The organism is Collinsella aerofaciens (genome assembly GCF_040926185.1).
GTDB classification, from domain to species: Bacteria; Actinomycetota; Coriobacteriia; order Coriobacteriales; family Coriobacteriaceae; genus Collinsella; species Collinsella aerofaciens_BC.
Genome location: NZ_JBCOIQ010000016.1, coordinates 1 through 13,573 on the forward strand (window position 1 = coordinate 1; position 13,573 = coordinate 13,573).

General features: G+C 58.0%; 12 protein-coding genes. 9 read left to right on the forward strand and 3 right to left on the reverse strand.

The genetic code is table 11. From position 1 onward, the window contains the following. Positions 1-186: 186 nt before the first annotated feature. On the reverse strand, positions 187-654 hold the full coding sequence (locus AB5750_RS07145) for a hypothetical protein (protein ID WP_368145972.1): 468 nt from the start codon (positions 652-654) through the stop codon (positions 187-189). Between the two features lie 277 nt (positions 655-931). Here AB5750_RS07145 and AB5750_RS07150 point away from each other — a divergent pair, with 277 nt between their 5' ends. Further along, positions 932-1,363 carry an Hsp20/alpha crystallin family protein gene (locus AB5750_RS07150; RefSeq protein ID WP_055286214.1) on the forward strand — a complete coding sequence of 144 codons (432 nt, stop codon included), beginning with the start codon at positions 932-934 and terminating at the stop codon, positions 1,361-1,363. 82 nt (positions 1,364-1,445) lie between these two features. Here AB5750_RS07150 and AB5750_RS07155 read toward each other — a convergent pair whose 3' ends face one another. Next, positions 1,446-2,255, reverse strand: coding sequence for an MBL fold metallo-hydrolase (locus tag AB5750_RS07155; protein ID WP_368145971.1), 810 nt, complete (start codon positions 2,253-2,255; stop codon positions 1,446-1,448). 48 nt (positions 2,256-2,303) lie between these two features. Between AB5750_RS07155 and tilS the strand changes: the two genes are divergently transcribed. The 5 genes from tilS (at position 2,304) to AB5750_RS07180 (ending at position 9,036) form a co-directional block, all read left to right on the forward strand. Continuing rightward, positions 2,304-3,842, forward strand: coding sequence for a tRNA lysidine(34) synthetase TilS (gene tilS, locus AB5750_RS07160; RefSeq protein ID WP_368145970.1), 1,539 nt, complete (start codon positions 2,304-2,306; stop codon positions 3,840-3,842). A 147-nt stretch (positions 3,843-3,989) separates the two neighbouring features. Next, on the forward strand, positions 3,990-4,538 hold the full coding sequence (gene hpt / locus AB5750_RS07165; protein WP_006235600.1) for a hypoxanthine phosphoribosyltransferase: 549 nt from the start codon (positions 3,990-3,992) through the stop codon (positions 4,536-4,538). 1 nt (position 4,539) lies between these two features. Then, a complete protein-coding gene (gene ftsH, locus AB5750_RS07170; protein WP_368145969.1) occupies positions 4,540-6,675 on the forward strand; it encodes an ATP-dependent zinc metalloprotease FtsH in 2,136 nt (711 codons plus the stop codon). 189 nt (positions 6,676-6,864) lie between these two features. After that, positions 6,865-8,049 carry a pyridoxal phosphate-dependent aminotransferase gene (locus AB5750_RS07175; protein WP_368145968.1) on the forward strand — a complete coding sequence of 395 codons (1,185 nt, stop codon included), beginning with the start codon at positions 6,865-6,867 and terminating at the stop codon, positions 8,047-8,049. Between the two features lie 165 nt (positions 8,050-8,214). Continuing rightward, positions 8,215-9,036 carry a phosphatase gene (locus tag AB5750_RS07180; protein WP_349117146.1) on the forward strand — a complete coding sequence of 274 codons (822 nt, stop codon included), beginning with the start codon at positions 8,215-8,217 and terminating at the stop codon, positions 9,034-9,036. Between the two features lie 79 nt (positions 9,037-9,115). Here AB5750_RS07180 and rlmD read toward each other — a convergent pair whose 3' ends face one another. Continuing rightward, positions 9,116-10,558: a 23S rRNA (uracil(1939)-C(5))-methyltransferase RlmD gene (gene rlmD, locus AB5750_RS07185; protein ID WP_368145967.1), complete on the reverse strand. Its 1,443-nt coding sequence runs from the start codon at positions 10,556-10,558 to the stop codon at positions 9,116-9,118. Between the two features lie 338 nt (positions 10,559-10,896). Here rlmD and AB5750_RS07190 point away from each other — a divergent pair, with 338 nt between their 5' ends. The 3 genes from AB5750_RS07190 (at position 10,897) to AB5750_RS07200 (ending at position 13,306) form a co-directional block, all read left to right on the forward strand. Then, positions 10,897-11,757: a transporter substrate-binding domain-containing protein gene (locus AB5750_RS07190; RefSeq protein ID WP_368145966.1), complete on the forward strand. Its 861-nt coding sequence runs from the start codon at positions 10,897-10,899 to the stop codon at positions 11,755-11,757. A 138-nt stretch (positions 11,758-11,895) separates the two neighbouring features. Then, the gene (locus AB5750_RS07195; protein WP_006235606.1) at positions 11,896-12,549 is read left to right on the forward strand and encodes an amino acid ABC transporter permease; all 654 of its coding nucleotides are present in this window, start codon (positions 11,896-11,898) and stop codon (positions 12,547-12,549) included. Next, positions 12,542-13,306, forward strand: a complete 765-nt coding sequence (locus AB5750_RS07200; protein WP_349070973.1) for an amino acid ABC transporter ATP-binding protein — start codon at positions 12,542-12,544, stop codon at positions 13,304-13,306. Before AB5750_RS07195 ends, AB5750_RS07200 begins: the two co-directional genes overlap by 8 nt. Positions 13,307-13,573: the final 267 nt, after the last annotated feature.

Sequence of the window (13,573 nt, forward strand, 5' to 3'; positions counted from 1 at the left end):
CCATCGCGCCGAGAGTACTGCGGGGTCAGCCCGTGGGAGGCCAGGGCGCCGCTGACCGGTGGACGGCACCGAGCCGTCACATGGAATGAAGAAGGGGGAGGCCTCGCGGCCTCCCCCTTTTTGCGTTTATGGGGCGTAAATGACTCTATTACACCAGACGATCTTATCGTTTTTGGTATTGAGCCTTTATTTAAAGAAGATAAATCGAATAACAAGGGCAACTGCTATGGCCACAATGATCAAAAGCAGGATTGTCAGTCGATGCTGCTTGCGTCGTTTACTTGATGAAACGAAGATTGATTTTCCCTGTTTTGGCGTTTCGAGATAGCGAGCCGAATGCGTTAAGGTTTGCTTTGGTCGAGGACCTCTTTGTTGATGAGTGGCGGATGCTTTCATCGGCTCATCACTAGCTGCGCTGTTTTTAGATAATGGTGCGTCTTTCAGATATACAGGGTCTCCCGAGGCGACGCCCATATGTTTACGCCCCGTTTGGGCATCCTCGAGTGTTTGATATCGATTTCTCGTCACATACTCGGGCTCCGGATCATTAATGGGCTCTTGCGAGATGTGGGGGCGATGGAACCGTGGCGGCTGCGTGGAAGTATCTTCCCCCTGCGTCGGCATAAACATTTTGTTCTGGCTTTGGTCGTCCATGATGCCCTTTAGCTCGTTACCAACAACGTGTACGCGCTCATTGTAAGCCCCTTGTTATTTGCAGCTGGGGACATACTCGGTATTTAAGCTCTGGTTCAAAGAACCTTAACCTTCCTAAAACCTTAGTCATACGCACTTAGATATGCTTATAGTACTGGACTCAAAAAACTTTATACTCGATGTATATATGAGCACTGGGTGGGCATATATAAGAGCGTCAAAAGAAGTCCCAGTCACCTAGAAGATGACTCGGCAGTCCTTAAAAGGAGTGGTAAACATGGCAAGCATGGTTCCTTATCGTTCGGTTTTTGGCGTTCGTCCTTCTGCTAGCTCGTTGTTCGATCTGTTTGATGATATGACCGACCTTGCAAACAACTCGATTGCTTCCAAGGCGTTCCCCGTTGACGTTGAGGATAAGGGCGACGGCTATGAGGTCAAGGCTTATCTGACCGGCGTCGCCAAGGACGATATCGATGTCGAGCTTAACGAGGGCCGTCTGTCCATTAGCGTGAATGTCGAGGAAGACGAGGAGAACGAGGGCAAGAACTTCCTGCAGAAGGAGTTCAACTCGTACAGCGCGACGCGTGGCGTGTATCTAAAGGACGCTTCGAGCGAGGGCCTCTCGGCTAAGTACGCTGACGGCATCCTGACCGTTACGGTTCCCAAGATCGTCGAGAAGAAGAACGTTACGAAGATCTCCATCGACTAACTTCGTTGGTGTTCTGCGCTATTAAAAGACAGCAAAAGGGGCTGGGAAGCGATTCTCGGCCCCTTTTGCTGTCTAGGACAGTCTATTGAATGGTTGCCGGTTGATACTGACTCGCAGGGCGTATCGAGAGTTTTCGCGATCCTTGGAGAAGGGTTGCGGAGCTGCCGACCTCGTCATCCAGAGTTGCGGCCAGAGTTTTGGCATAGCTTTTGACGGTAAGGCTCAGACGATTGTTATCTTGGCTGATATGCATGGCAATGAGCTGTTCGGTGCGATCGGTAACAAGTTCGCGCGCGGCTTCGGCGGCTTGGCCATTGGAGAGGTGTCCCCTTGCAGACAGGATGCGCTCCTGAAGAAAGCGGGGATATTCTCCCTCGCGCAGCATGGTCACATCGTGGTTGCTTTCGAGCGCGAGGACTCGACAATCTTTGAGGGTGTTCATGGCTTGGCTCGATAGCTCTCCGGTGTCGGTGGCAAAGCCGATGGAATCATCGAGGGTGTCGAATCGATAGCCGACTGGATTGATGACATCGTGTGACGTTGAGTAGGTTTGCACGTGGATGCCGGCAATGGATAGGGTGTCACCGGGATCGAATTCCTCGACAGGCAGATACGAAAGATTTTCTTTGCTCGAAAGAGTGCCCCTGCTGGCAAAGAGGGGGCCGTGCCAGTGCTTGCACCAGACATCGAGGCCCTTGATGTGATCGCTATGCTCATGAGTAATGAGAAGAGCCGAGACGTTGTCTGCCGAGAGCCTCAGTTCTGCCATGCGCTTTAATGTCTCGCGGCGAGACAGTCCGTCATCGACCATAATGAGCCCCTGCGGGCCCTCGATGAGTGCGCAGTTGCCTTTAGAGCCACTGCCGAGGATATGAAGGTGCAGACGAGACATAAGATTCCAAAGGATACAATGGGTGCGGACGAATAGAGGAGGAAGCAAATGCCTACGGTATCTCAGCATTATGGACACCATGCCGTGCCTGGGGCAGTCGATGAGACCCGGACGAGGCAGCAGGCTGCTCCTGTCGTGCTCATGGTATCAGGCGGCGCGGACTCGACGGCACTGCTTCTTATGGCGTGCACATCAAAGCTGGATATCCAAGACGGACGCGGTGTCGCCCCCATTGCTCGCGAGCGCCTGCATGTGCTGCATGTAAACCATCATCTGCGCGGCAAGGCGTCCGATGGCGACGAGGCCTTTGTGCGTGAGCTCTGCGCGCAATATGGTTTACCGCTGTGTGTGGAGCACGCTTATTTTGATGGGGAGTCGGGCAATATTGAGGCCGCGGCCCGCGAGGTGCGCTATGCCGCGGCGCGGAGGTATGTTCGCGAGCTCTGCGCCCAGACGGGGGCACCGCGAACGGCGGCTCGTATCTGCACCGCGCACACGTCTTCGGATCGCGCGGAAACGTTTTTGATGAACGCGATTAAGGGTTCGGGGCCCGCTGGCCTATCGAGCATTCCTCGCCGGAGGAATATCGTGGTGCGTCCCTTGCTCGACCTAACTCACGGCGAGCTCGTGGGCTATCTACAGGTACATGGTCAGCCGTGGCGTGAAGACGAGAGCAATGAGGATATCTCGTATCTGCGAAACTACGTGCGCCATCGAGTGATGCCGGTGGTGGCGCAGCGCAACGCGAGCGTCTGCAAGACGATTGGCGCCGCCTGTGAGATCTTGGGTGATGAAGATGCGTTTCTATCCCAGCTGTCGGCACAGGCGTTTCGAAGCTGTTTGCGCAAAGAGGCAGCGGGCGCACTGGTGCTCGATGCCAGGCGCCTTGCTGCGGCCGAGGTGGTAATCGCGCGGCGCATCGTGCGACTGGCGATCAAACGCATCGATCCGGACGCTCGTCCCGAGATGCGGCATGTTGAGCGAGTCCTTTCCTGCGTTGCCGAGGGTGCCGGCTCGGTCACGCTTCCGGCGGGAATTGACGCGCGCGTTGAGTTTGGCATGCTGGCGTTTAAGGCCCCGGTGGCTCGCGAGGGCCTGGTCGCGGACTGGGTTACCGTACCCGGTCGTTTGCCGTTGGGCGGGGGACGTATGCTGGTCACAGAGCCGATGGCCGTTGAGCTGGGATGCGATATCGTGCGCCGCGCCCGTGAGCTTGCGGCTGCCGGGGAAGTGACAGCTTTGGTAGACGCGGCTGCCTTGGGTTTTGCCGACAGCGATAGTGAGCGGATCCTGGCGGGCTCGCGTGGCGAGATCCCTGTCGAGGCGCGATTGGCGCGCCTGTGGGTGGACGGTCCCGCACCGGGAGACGTGATGTGCCCGTTAGGGATGAGTGGCCGAAGCAAGAAAGTATCCGACTTGCTAGGCGAGGCTCGCATTCCCGTTTCCGAGCGCGCCGGCGTGCCCATGGTGAGGACGGCGCCGGGAGGTGCCGTGGTGTGGGTCGCCGGAGTTCGCGCGGACGAGCGTTTTAAGTGCACGGCCGCAACGCGCGTGGCATATCTGCTCCGCGTGGTCGATGCGGAATAGCGTCCCACGTCTGCTATTCTGTGCGACGTTGACGGTATTCCCGCGCTGATGGCGCACGGGCTGGTAAATTTACCCCGTGCGCTGCTAGAATGTGAAGTTCGCGTCCATACGGCGGTGTGTGGGCGATAAGCACAAGAAAGGGTTGTCATGGCTTCTCAACATCCGGATATCGAGAAGGTTCTGTTCACGCAGGAGGATATCGACGGTATCGTCTCTCGCCTGGGCGAGGAGATTACGCGCGACTACGCGGGTAAGGATCTGGTGCTGATTGCGGTCCTGCGCGGTGCCGTGGTCTTTATGGGCGACCTGATGCGCAAGATCGAGCTGCCGACCAACATCGATTTCATGGCTGTTTCGAGCTATGGCGACGGTGTGAAGTCCTCGGGTATCGTGCGTATCATTAAGGATCTGGATATCGACATCCGCGGTCGCGACGTGCTGATCGTTGAGGACATTCTGGACTCGGGCCTGACGCTCAAGTATCTGATGAAGAACCTCGAGAGCCGCAAGCCCGCTTCTCTGGAGGTCGCCGCCTTCCTGTGGAAGGACGTTGAGGACCGTACCTCGGCCATCACGCCCAAGTATGTTGGAACCCATTGCCCCGATGCCTTTGTGGTGGGCTACGGCCTCGACTATGCCGAGCGCTATCGTAACCTTCCGTATCTGGGCATTTTGAAACCGGAGGTTTATTCGTAAGATGCCCGACGACCGTAACGATAACAATTCCCAGACTCCCCGGGAGCCTAAGATCCCGGGGGTGCCCGGAGGCAAGAAGCCCACGCGTACGGGCTGGCTGTATTTTATTTTGGCTTGCGCGCTCCTGGGCTACGCCTTCTTTAACATGGGCTCCGGCTTTGCCAATTCCAGCAATACCGTTAAGCTCGCGACGAGCGAGATGGTGAGTGCCATCAAGCAGGATCGCGTCGAAGATCTGACCTATACGGTTCAAGACGGAAGCGTGACGGGTCATTACTGGAAGACGAAGAAGGACAAGGGCGATACGAGCGAGCTCAAGAGCTTCTCCTCGACCTATGTCGGCTCCGATTCGCTTGCCGAGCTTATGGCGGAGCACCCCGATACCAAGTACATCGTCAACACCAACGATCCCGATTTTTGGGGCGACCTGGCGATGAGTGTGCTTCCGACGATCGCCCTTATCGCCATCATGTTCTACTTTATGCGCCAGATGATGGGCGCCAACAACAGGAACATGCAGTTTGGCAAGACCAACGCCAAGACCAACGAGGCCACACGCCCCAAGGTCAAGTTTGAAGACGTTGCCGGCGTGGACGAGGCAGTCGAGGAGCTCGAGGAGATCCGTGACTTTTTGAGCGATCCGGATCGCTATCGCAAGCTGGGCGCCAAGATCCCGCGTGGCGTGTTGCTGGTTGGCCCTCCGGGCACCGGTAAAACGCTGCTGGCCAAGGCCGTTGCCGGCGAGGCGGGCGTGCCGTTCTTTAGTATCTCGGGTTCCGACTTTGTCGAGATGTTCGTAGGTGTCGGTGCCAGCCGCGTGCGTGACCTCTTTAAGGAGGCCAAGTCCCAGGCCCCGTCGATCATCTTCATCGATGAGATCGATGTCGTGGGACGTCAGCGCGGAGCCGGCTTGGGCGGCGGTCACGACGAGCGCGAGCAGACGCTCAACCAGCTGCTGGTCGAGATGGACGGTTTTGAGGAGAGCGAGTCGGTCATCCTGATCGCTGCAACCAACCGTCCTGACATCCTGGATCCGGCGTTGCTGCGCCCCGGTCGTTTTGACCGTCAGGTCACGGTCGACCGTCCGGATGTGAAGGGCCGCGAGCAGATCTTGCGCGTGCATGCCGAGAACAAGCCGATGGACGAGGATGTGAAGTTTGAGAAGCTCGCCCAGATGACCGTTGGCTTCACCGGCGCCGATCTGGCAAATCTGCTCAACGAGTCTGCGCTGCTTGCTGCCCGCCGCCATCGTTCCGTAATCTCGATGGACGAGGTCGAGGAGTCGATGGAGCGCGTGATTGCCGGTCCGCAGCGCAAGGGTCGCGTGATGACCGAGGCCGAGCGCATCACGATTGCCTACCACGAGAGCGGTCACGCTTTGGTGGGCCATATCCTGGAGCACTCCGATCCGGTCCACAAGATCTCGATCGTCAGCCGCGGTCAGGCCCTGGGCTACACGCTGCAGCTTCCGCAGGAGGACCACTTCCTCAAGACCAAGAACGAGATGCTCGACGAGCTCGCCGTGTTCTTGGGAGGTCGCGTTGCCGAGGAACTCATGTGCGACGACATCACGTCGGGCGCGAGCAACGATCTGGAGCGCGCGACCAAGATGGCGCGCGAGATGGTCACGCGCCTGGGCATGAGCGAGGAGCTTGGAACGCAGGTGTTTGGCGAGGCGCAGCATCAGGTGTTCCTGGGCCGCGATTACGCCGATCACCAGGATTACTCCGAGGAGACGGCGCGTCGCATCGACATTGAGGTCCAGCGCATTATGCGTGAGGCCCATCGTCGTGCGGTCGAGATTTTGGATGCTCGTCGCGATCAGCTTGACCTGATGGCGAAGGTGCTGCTTGAGCGCGAAACCGTCGAAGGCGACGCCGTGAACGCCCTGCTCGACAACGAGTGGGATGCCTACCTTGAGCGCGAGGGCGATATCCTGGCGGCCAAGGAGGAGCGCAATGCCAAGGCGGCCGGCATGCCGACCAAGAAGCGTGCGCCTCGTATGAGCGAGGAGGAGCTGGCGGCTGATGCCGCGGCCTTTGCGCAGGCGGCCATGCAGGAGGATGCCGAAGCCGCATCCGATGATGCTGACGATGACCATGCCGTCGTCGATGCCGACACCGACGCCGACAAATAGTCTTTGTGGCGAAAGCCTCCGCGGGGAAACCTGCGGAGGCTTTTTCTTTTGAGCGATATGGGGCCGTCTGTTGATTGGGGACAGACTTAAATGAGCGTTTTCACGCATTTAAGTCTGTCCCCAATCAACATTGCTGCGGCACTTTGCTCGGCTAAAGCGTACAATAGCGCCTATGCGAAAGGGGAACAGATGATCAACGAAACTATGTATGCTCGCGGTGCGGAAAGCTCCATCATCCGTGAGATTTTTAGCTATGGCCTTGAGCGCAAGGTGCAGATCGGTGCGGAAAACGTATTCGATTTTTCGCTGGGCAATCCGAGCGTTCCGGCGCCCGCTGCTGTGGCTGAGTCGATTAAGAAGGCCCTGGAGCTGCCGAGTGACCAGTTGCACGGCTACACCCCCGCTCCGGGCCTGCCGCAATGTCGAGCAGCCGTCGCCGAATCGCTCAACCGCCGCTTTGGCACGAGCTATGAGGGCAAAGACGTCTTTATGACGGTGGGTGCCGCGGCTTCGCTCACCTGCGCGCTCAACGCCGTTACGAATCCGGGCGACGAGGTTATTGTTATCGCCCCGTACTTTCCGGAGTATCGCGTTTGGATTGAGAAGGCCGGCTGTACGTGTGTTGAGGCGCTCGCCGATGAAGATACGTTCCAGCTGAGCGTGGACAACGTGCTCAAGGCGATCAGCGATAAGACGGCGGCCGTCATCATCGACTCTCCCAACAATCCGACCGGTGCCGTATATACATGCGACACGTTGACGCGACTGGCCAATGTTCTGCGCGAGGCCAACGCTCAGCGCGATTCCGAGAATCCGATTATGCTCATCTCGGATGAGCCGTACCGCGAGATCGTGTACGGTGCCGAGGTGCCTTGGGTGCCCTCGATCTACGAGCACACCATCGTGTGCTACTCGTATTCCAAGTCGCTGTCGCTGCCTGGTGAGCGCGTGGGTTGGATCTTGGTTCCCAACACCAATCCGCAGGCTGCCCGTCTGATGCCGGCTGTTGCGGGTGCTGCCCGTACGATGGGCTTCGTGTGCGCGCCGGCGCTCTTTCAGCGCGTAATTATCGACTGCATCGATGAGCCGAGTGACGTTGAGGCCTATGCACGTAACCGCACCGCGCTTACCGACGCACTAGCGGAGTATGGCTACACCTATGTTGAGCCGGATGGCGCGTTCTACCTATGGGTGAAAGCGTTGGAGTCCGATGCGAATGCGTTTTGCGAGCGCGCAAAGAAGTATGAGTTGCTTGCGGTTCCCTCGGACAGCTTTGGTATGCCAGGTTGGTTCCGCCTGGGCTATTGCGTGAGCTACGAAACGATTGTCAATTCGCTACCCGCTTGGAAACAGTTGGCGGACGAGTATCGTTAAAAGTAAAGCGCTCTGCCTACAATGTTTTACGTGAAACGGGGTTTGGTGTTAAGCCGGACCCCGTTGTCATGGACGTTGTGTCTTTGGGATGGAGTGGTTTTACGACTATCGAAGGCTATGCGTACAATGAATATAAGCGACGGCCGTGCCAGATAAGGAGACCTGATGCCCTACCTGCTTTCTTGTGACATTCATACCCATACGATGTTCTCTGCGCATGCATATTCGACCATTGAGGAGAATGTGTACTGGGCGGCAGAGCGTGGTCTGCAGGTGCTCGGATCTGCCGACCATTTGAGCTCTATGGTTACGGCTTGCCCCAATGACCTGCGCAGTTACCAGTTCTTTATCAACCAGGATATCTGGCCGCGCATTTGGAGCGGCGTGCTGGTGCTGCGTGGTGCCGAGGCCGATATCGTTTCGCTGGACGGAAGCCTGTTTGGCGAGGACACTCCTGTCACGCTCGATATCGCCGGCGATTCGTACAGCCGTCAGCATTCACTGTTCGATTTGGTTACGCGTAATTTGGATTATTTGGTTGCAAGCGTGCATAATCCGCAGATTGCTGAGGGCGCGACGCTGGCCCAGACGACCGAGATGTATATCAATGCCCTGGAGCACCCCAAGGTGTTCATGCTGGGCCACACGGGGCGTTCGGGCGTGCCGTTCGATATCGACGAGGTGCTGTTGGCAGCTAAGGCCAAGCACAAGATTATTGAGATCAACAACCATAGTCTTGAACACGGTGTCGACACTGAGCATTGGGCCGTATGCCGCAAGATTGCCGAGCGCTGCGCCGAGCTGGGCGTGGGCATTGGCGTGTCGACCGATGCCCACATTGGCATGGCCATTGGCAAGCTCGATCACGCGCGCAAGATGCTCGACGAGATTCACTTCCCGCTGGATTTGATCGTGACGCGCGACCGCGAGACGCTGCTGCGCGAGATGGCGGCAGCCGGCGTGTGCGATCTGCGCAATGGGATGTAGCGGAGTTTATAAACCAAGCGAAGGGGGCGGCCCAGGCGGGTCGCCCCCCTTTCTTGTCCCAAAAATCTACTGAGGTTGGTTAGCGGCGTTCGAGGACCGCTACGGTTTCGGTGTGGTCGGTGTGAGGGAACATGTCGACGGGCGTGATCTTGAGCAGGCGATAGCCTCCGTCGAGGAGCTGATGCAGGTCGCGCTCTTGAGTCACGGGGTTGCAGCTGATATAGGTGATGCGGCGCGGCTTAAGCGCGCAGGCAGCTTCGAGGAACTCGGGGGTAGAGCCGGCGCGCGGCGGATCGATGGAAAGGACATCGACCCGCTCGTTGTTGTCGGCGGCATCTAGGATGTAGTCGGTGGCATCGTCGGCCATAAACCAAGCGCTGCGGGTGAGGCCGTTGAGCTCGGCATTACGACGTGCGTCGGCAATGCCGGCGTGGTTGCGCTCCACGCCAAGCAGCATAATACCGACGCCCTTGTTCTGGGCATCTTTAGCTGCGCAAAGACCGATGGTACCGCTGCCACAGTAGGCATCCATGAGCACATCGCCCTGCTGCAGGTCCATGCCGTCAATCGCGAGCTGATAGAGCAGCTCGGTCTGCTGCGGGTTGGTCTGGTAGAACGCGGTGGGGGAGATATCGAACTCGCAGCCGAGCAGCTGGTCGCGCATGCACTCGGCGCCATATACAATGCGGGTTTCCTCGCCGAGGATGGCGTTGCCGGGACGTCCGTTGATGTTTTGGGCGACGGTGACGATGTGCGGATTGAGTGCGGCGACAGCCTCAAAGAACTCCTGCGCATGCGGCAAGTCGCGCTGAGCGGTCACGAGCGTGACCATGACCTGGTCGGTACGCCAGCCGCAGCGGACGACGGCATAGCGAAGCAAACCAAGATGCTTGTCCTCATTAAAGGCGGGAATATGCAGCCGCTCAGCTTCGCGTGCGATGCCGTTGAGAATCTGACGGGCACCCGGTGCCTCGACAGGACACTCGGGTACGGCAACGATCTTGTGCGTGCCGCGCTCAAAGAAACCGCAACGGACAGCACCCTCCTTACCTGGAGCAAAGGGAGTGGCGGCCTTATGGCGAAAACCGCGCGGCGCAGGATATTTGCCCGGGTCGCCCAGGGTGACGCCCATACCGCGAATGGGGTCGACGCTAATGCCCTCGCGCTCGCAAAGGGTAGCAAAAAGCTCCTCCATGGCGGCCTGCTTGGCTGCCAACTGCTTCTTATAAGGACGATTGAGCGCCGTACACCCACCGCAAGCTTTCATGATGGAACAAGGAGACTTGGGATCAACGGCCTTGCGCGCAGACGGAACCGGATTCTTATACGGGCGCTTGGAGCGAGTCTGAGATGCCTTATCGTCGTTCCGACGAGAGCCGGGACGCTTGGCCTTGCCCTTGGCCGACTTACCCTTCGCGTCCTGAGACGACTTGGATTTCTTAGAAGATTTTTTCTCCTCTGACCCCTCAGCCGCCTCGATCAAAGCACGACGAGCCTTACGCTCCGCACGAGATTCTGCCATCAATAACTCCACTAATTCATGAATTAAAGCTGCAAGTATTGTACCGTGCCAAGCCAGCAGACGATATGCAAGCGGTTTATTCGTGTCAGTGATAAGCCCAACGACGGTTGCCCGCCGCGTGAGGGGTGTGGGGGTTAAGTTTATCGCGAGTTCCGCACGAACAGGAGGCCACTTAATGTGGCCTCCGTCGTGAGCAGGACTGTAGAGCAGGAAACTTAACCCCCACACCCCTCACGCGGCGGGCAAACTCGCCTTGTGCTCTATCACGCTAAAGTGTATGATTCTGAACGTTACACGAATCACTTTACTTAACTAAAGTGCCATCAAGGGGGGATACCATGAACACCGATATGTCTCGTCGTCAGTTTGTTGGTCTAGCCGGCTCGCTCGCTACGGTGCTTGGCCTTGGTCTTGTCGGTTGCGGCGGTGGTGCCGGCAAGGGCTCCGCTGCTGGCTCTGCCGCGGCCAAGGATGTGAAGGGCGCTGCGGAGTCCAAGAAGCTCGTGGTGGGCTTTGATAAGTCCTATCCTCCGTACGGCTTTGTGGGCGACGATGGCGAGTACACCGGCTTTGATCTCGATCTGGCCAAGGCTGTTGCCGATAAGCAGGGCTGGGAGGTCAAATACGAGGCCATCGACTGGGACGCCAAGGATACGCTGCTTAACTCGGGCGCTATCAACTGCATCTGGAACGGCTTTACCGTGGAGGGCCGCGAGGACGACTACACGTTCTCCGAGCCGTACATGCTCAACGAGCAGGTGCTGGTGGTCAAGAAGGATGCGGGCATCAAGGGCTGGGACGATCTTGCCGGCAAGACCGTGATTACCCAGACTGATTCCGCTGCGCAGGACGTGCTTGAGGGTGACCAGAAGGATCTGGTAGCGACGTTTGCCACGCTCGACACGATCGGCGAGTACAACACGGCCTTTATGCAGCTCGAGAGCGGCGCGGTCGATGCCGTGGCGTGCGACCTTTCGATTGCCCAGTATCAGCTTGCCGCCAAGCCCGATGCCTATACGCAGCTTGATGAGCCGCTGTCCAGCGAGCACTACGCCGTTGGCTTTAAGAAGGGCGACACCAAGTCGGCCGATGCTGTAGCCGAGTCGCTCAAGGCGCTCTACGAGGACGGCACGGTCAAGGACCTCTGCGATAAATATTCAAGCTATGGTCTATCTTTCGATAATTGGGTTTTGAAATAGCCACAGCACCCAACCTTGCGGCTCCAACCCTCCTCGCGTACCAAAGTACGCTTCGTCGGGCTTGTCGCTCGCAATCTTGGGCACTGTGCCTATTTCAATTAACGCCCGCTGTTCTGTTGCTGTGAAAGAGAGGGTAGGTTGTCTATCCAAGTCATGATGCAGATGCTTGGCCAGGGGTTCTTGGTCAGTTTGCAGCTGTTTGTGTTGACGCTGCTCGGGTCGATTCCGCTGGGAATTCCCGTGGCGTTTATGCGCATGAGCAAAATCGCGCCGCTTCGCTGGATTGCGCGCATCTATATCTCGGTCATGCGCGGCACGCCGCTCATGCTGCAGATGTTTGCCATCTACTTTGCCCCGTATTACGTGTTTGGCATTTCGCTCACGCCCGATTCCAAGTGGACGGCGTGCGTCGTGGCGTTCATCATCAACTACGCCGGTTACTTTGCCGAGATCTATCGCTCGGGCTTGCAGTCCATTCCGCGCGGTCAATACGAGGCTGCCGAGGTGCTGGGCTATTCGCGCGTGCAGACGTTTCTGTATATCGTGATGCCGCAGGTCGCCAAGCGTATTCTGCCGGCGATGGGCAACGAGATCATCACGCTGGTCAAGGATACGTCGCTGGCATTCGCCATCGGCGTGGGTGAGATGTTCTCGACGGCCAAGGCGCTGGTCGCCTCGCAGGTGAGCATGGTGCCGTTTGCGATTGCGGCGCTGATTTACTGGGTCTTTAATTTCGTTGTCGAGATGCTGCTGGGCGCCGCCGAGAAAAAATTGGATTACTACCATGATTAATTCGGTAATGAATATATCGAACGCTCGCAAGGCGTTTGGCGGCAATGAGGTGCTCAAGGATATCTCGCTCGAGGTAAAGCGTGGAGAGGTCGTGGCGATTATCGGGCCTTCGGGTGGCGGCAAGTCCACGCTGCTGCGGTGTGCCACGCTGCTCGAGACGCTCGACGGAGGCTCGCTCTCGTTTGGCGACCTTGCCGTTGCGACGGATGCGGGTTCGGGCGCGGTCTATGCGAAGGGCGATGTGCCCAGGCAGGCGCGCTCGCGATTTGGCCTGGTGTTTCAGAACTACAATCTGTTCCCGCACTATACCGTGATGAAAAACATCACCGATGCGCCGATCCGCGTTCTTAAGCGCCCGCGCGAGCAGGCGGAAGCTCGTGCGCATGAATTGATTGCTCAGATGGGGCTTGTGGGCAACGAGAACAAGGTTCCGTGTGAGCTTTCGGGCGGTCAGCAACAGCGCGTGAGTATCGCCCGCGCCTTGGCGCTCGACCCGGAAATCTTGTTCTTTGACGAGCCGACCTCGGCGCTCGATCCCGAGCTAACGGCCGAGGTGCTGCGTGTCATTAAAGACCTTGCCGCGCAGAATATGACGATGGTGATCGTGACCCACGCGATGCAGTTTGCGCGCGATGTTGCCGATCGCGTGGTCTTTATGGACGGAGGCCGCATTGTCGAGGAGGGTCCGGCCGAGCAGGTTATCGACCATCCGCGCGAGCAGCGCACGCGTGAGTTTTTGAGCCGTATCGAGGGATAGGCTCAGGTATTTGCTCAACTATTAATTGAGGCGAAGCCGCCGCAGGTCTTACGGTCTGTGGCGGCTTTTTGTTTGCATCGGCGGGGTTCAATAATCGCCTCACAAGCTTGTCTCTTCCTCTCGCCGCCTGTATTCATACGTGTGCCGAAAGGTGTGCATGGACGGTCGCCCGTGAGGGTAGGGTGGTGACATAGGACATTTGGAGGGTGAGTCGGCTCGGCTGCCGACCATGCTGCTCCCGGGATGGCACCGACCGCGAACTCTCCC

Excerpts from the sequence above, each read along its gene's own strand:
- AB5750_RS07145 (WP_368145972.1), bottom strand. The coding sequence starts at position 654 with ATGGACGACCAAAGCCAGAACAAAATGTTTATGCCGACGCAGGGGGAA.
- AB5750_RS07150 (WP_055286214.1), top strand. The coding sequence starts at position 932 with ATGGCAAGCATGGTTCCTTATCGTTCGGTTTTTGGCGTTCGTCCTTCT.
- AB5750_RS07155 (WP_368145971.1), bottom strand. The coding sequence starts at position 2,255 with ATGTCTCGTCTGCACCTTCATATCCTCGGCAGTGGCTCTAAAGGCAAC.
- tilS (WP_368145970.1), top strand. The coding sequence starts at position 2,304 with ATGCCTACGGTATCTCAGCATTATGGACACCATGCCGTGCCTGGGGCA.
- hpt (WP_006235600.1), top strand. The coding sequence starts at position 3,990 with ATGGCTTCTCAACATCCGGATATCGAGAAGGTTCTGTTCACGCAGGAG.
- ftsH (WP_368145969.1), top strand. The coding sequence starts at position 4,540 with ATGCCCGACGACCGTAACGATAACAATTCCCAGACTCCCCGGGAGCCT.
- AB5750_RS07175 (WP_368145968.1), top strand. The coding sequence starts at position 6,865 with ATGATCAACGAAACTATGTATGCTCGCGGTGCGGAAAGCTCCATCATC.
- AB5750_RS07180 (WP_349117146.1), top strand. The coding sequence starts at position 8,215 with ATGCCCTACCTGCTTTCTTGTGACATTCATACCCATACGATGTTCTCT.
- rlmD (WP_368145967.1), bottom strand. The coding sequence starts at position 10,558 with ATGGCAGAATCTCGTGCGGAGCGTAAGGCTCGTCGTGCTTTGATCGAG.
- AB5750_RS07190 (WP_368145966.1), top strand. The coding sequence starts at position 10,897 with ATGAACACCGATATGTCTCGTCGTCAGTTTGTTGGTCTAGCCGGCTCG.
- AB5750_RS07200 (WP_349070973.1), top strand. The coding sequence starts at position 12,542 with ATGATTAATTCGGTAATGAATATATCGAACGCTCGCAAGGCGTTTGGC.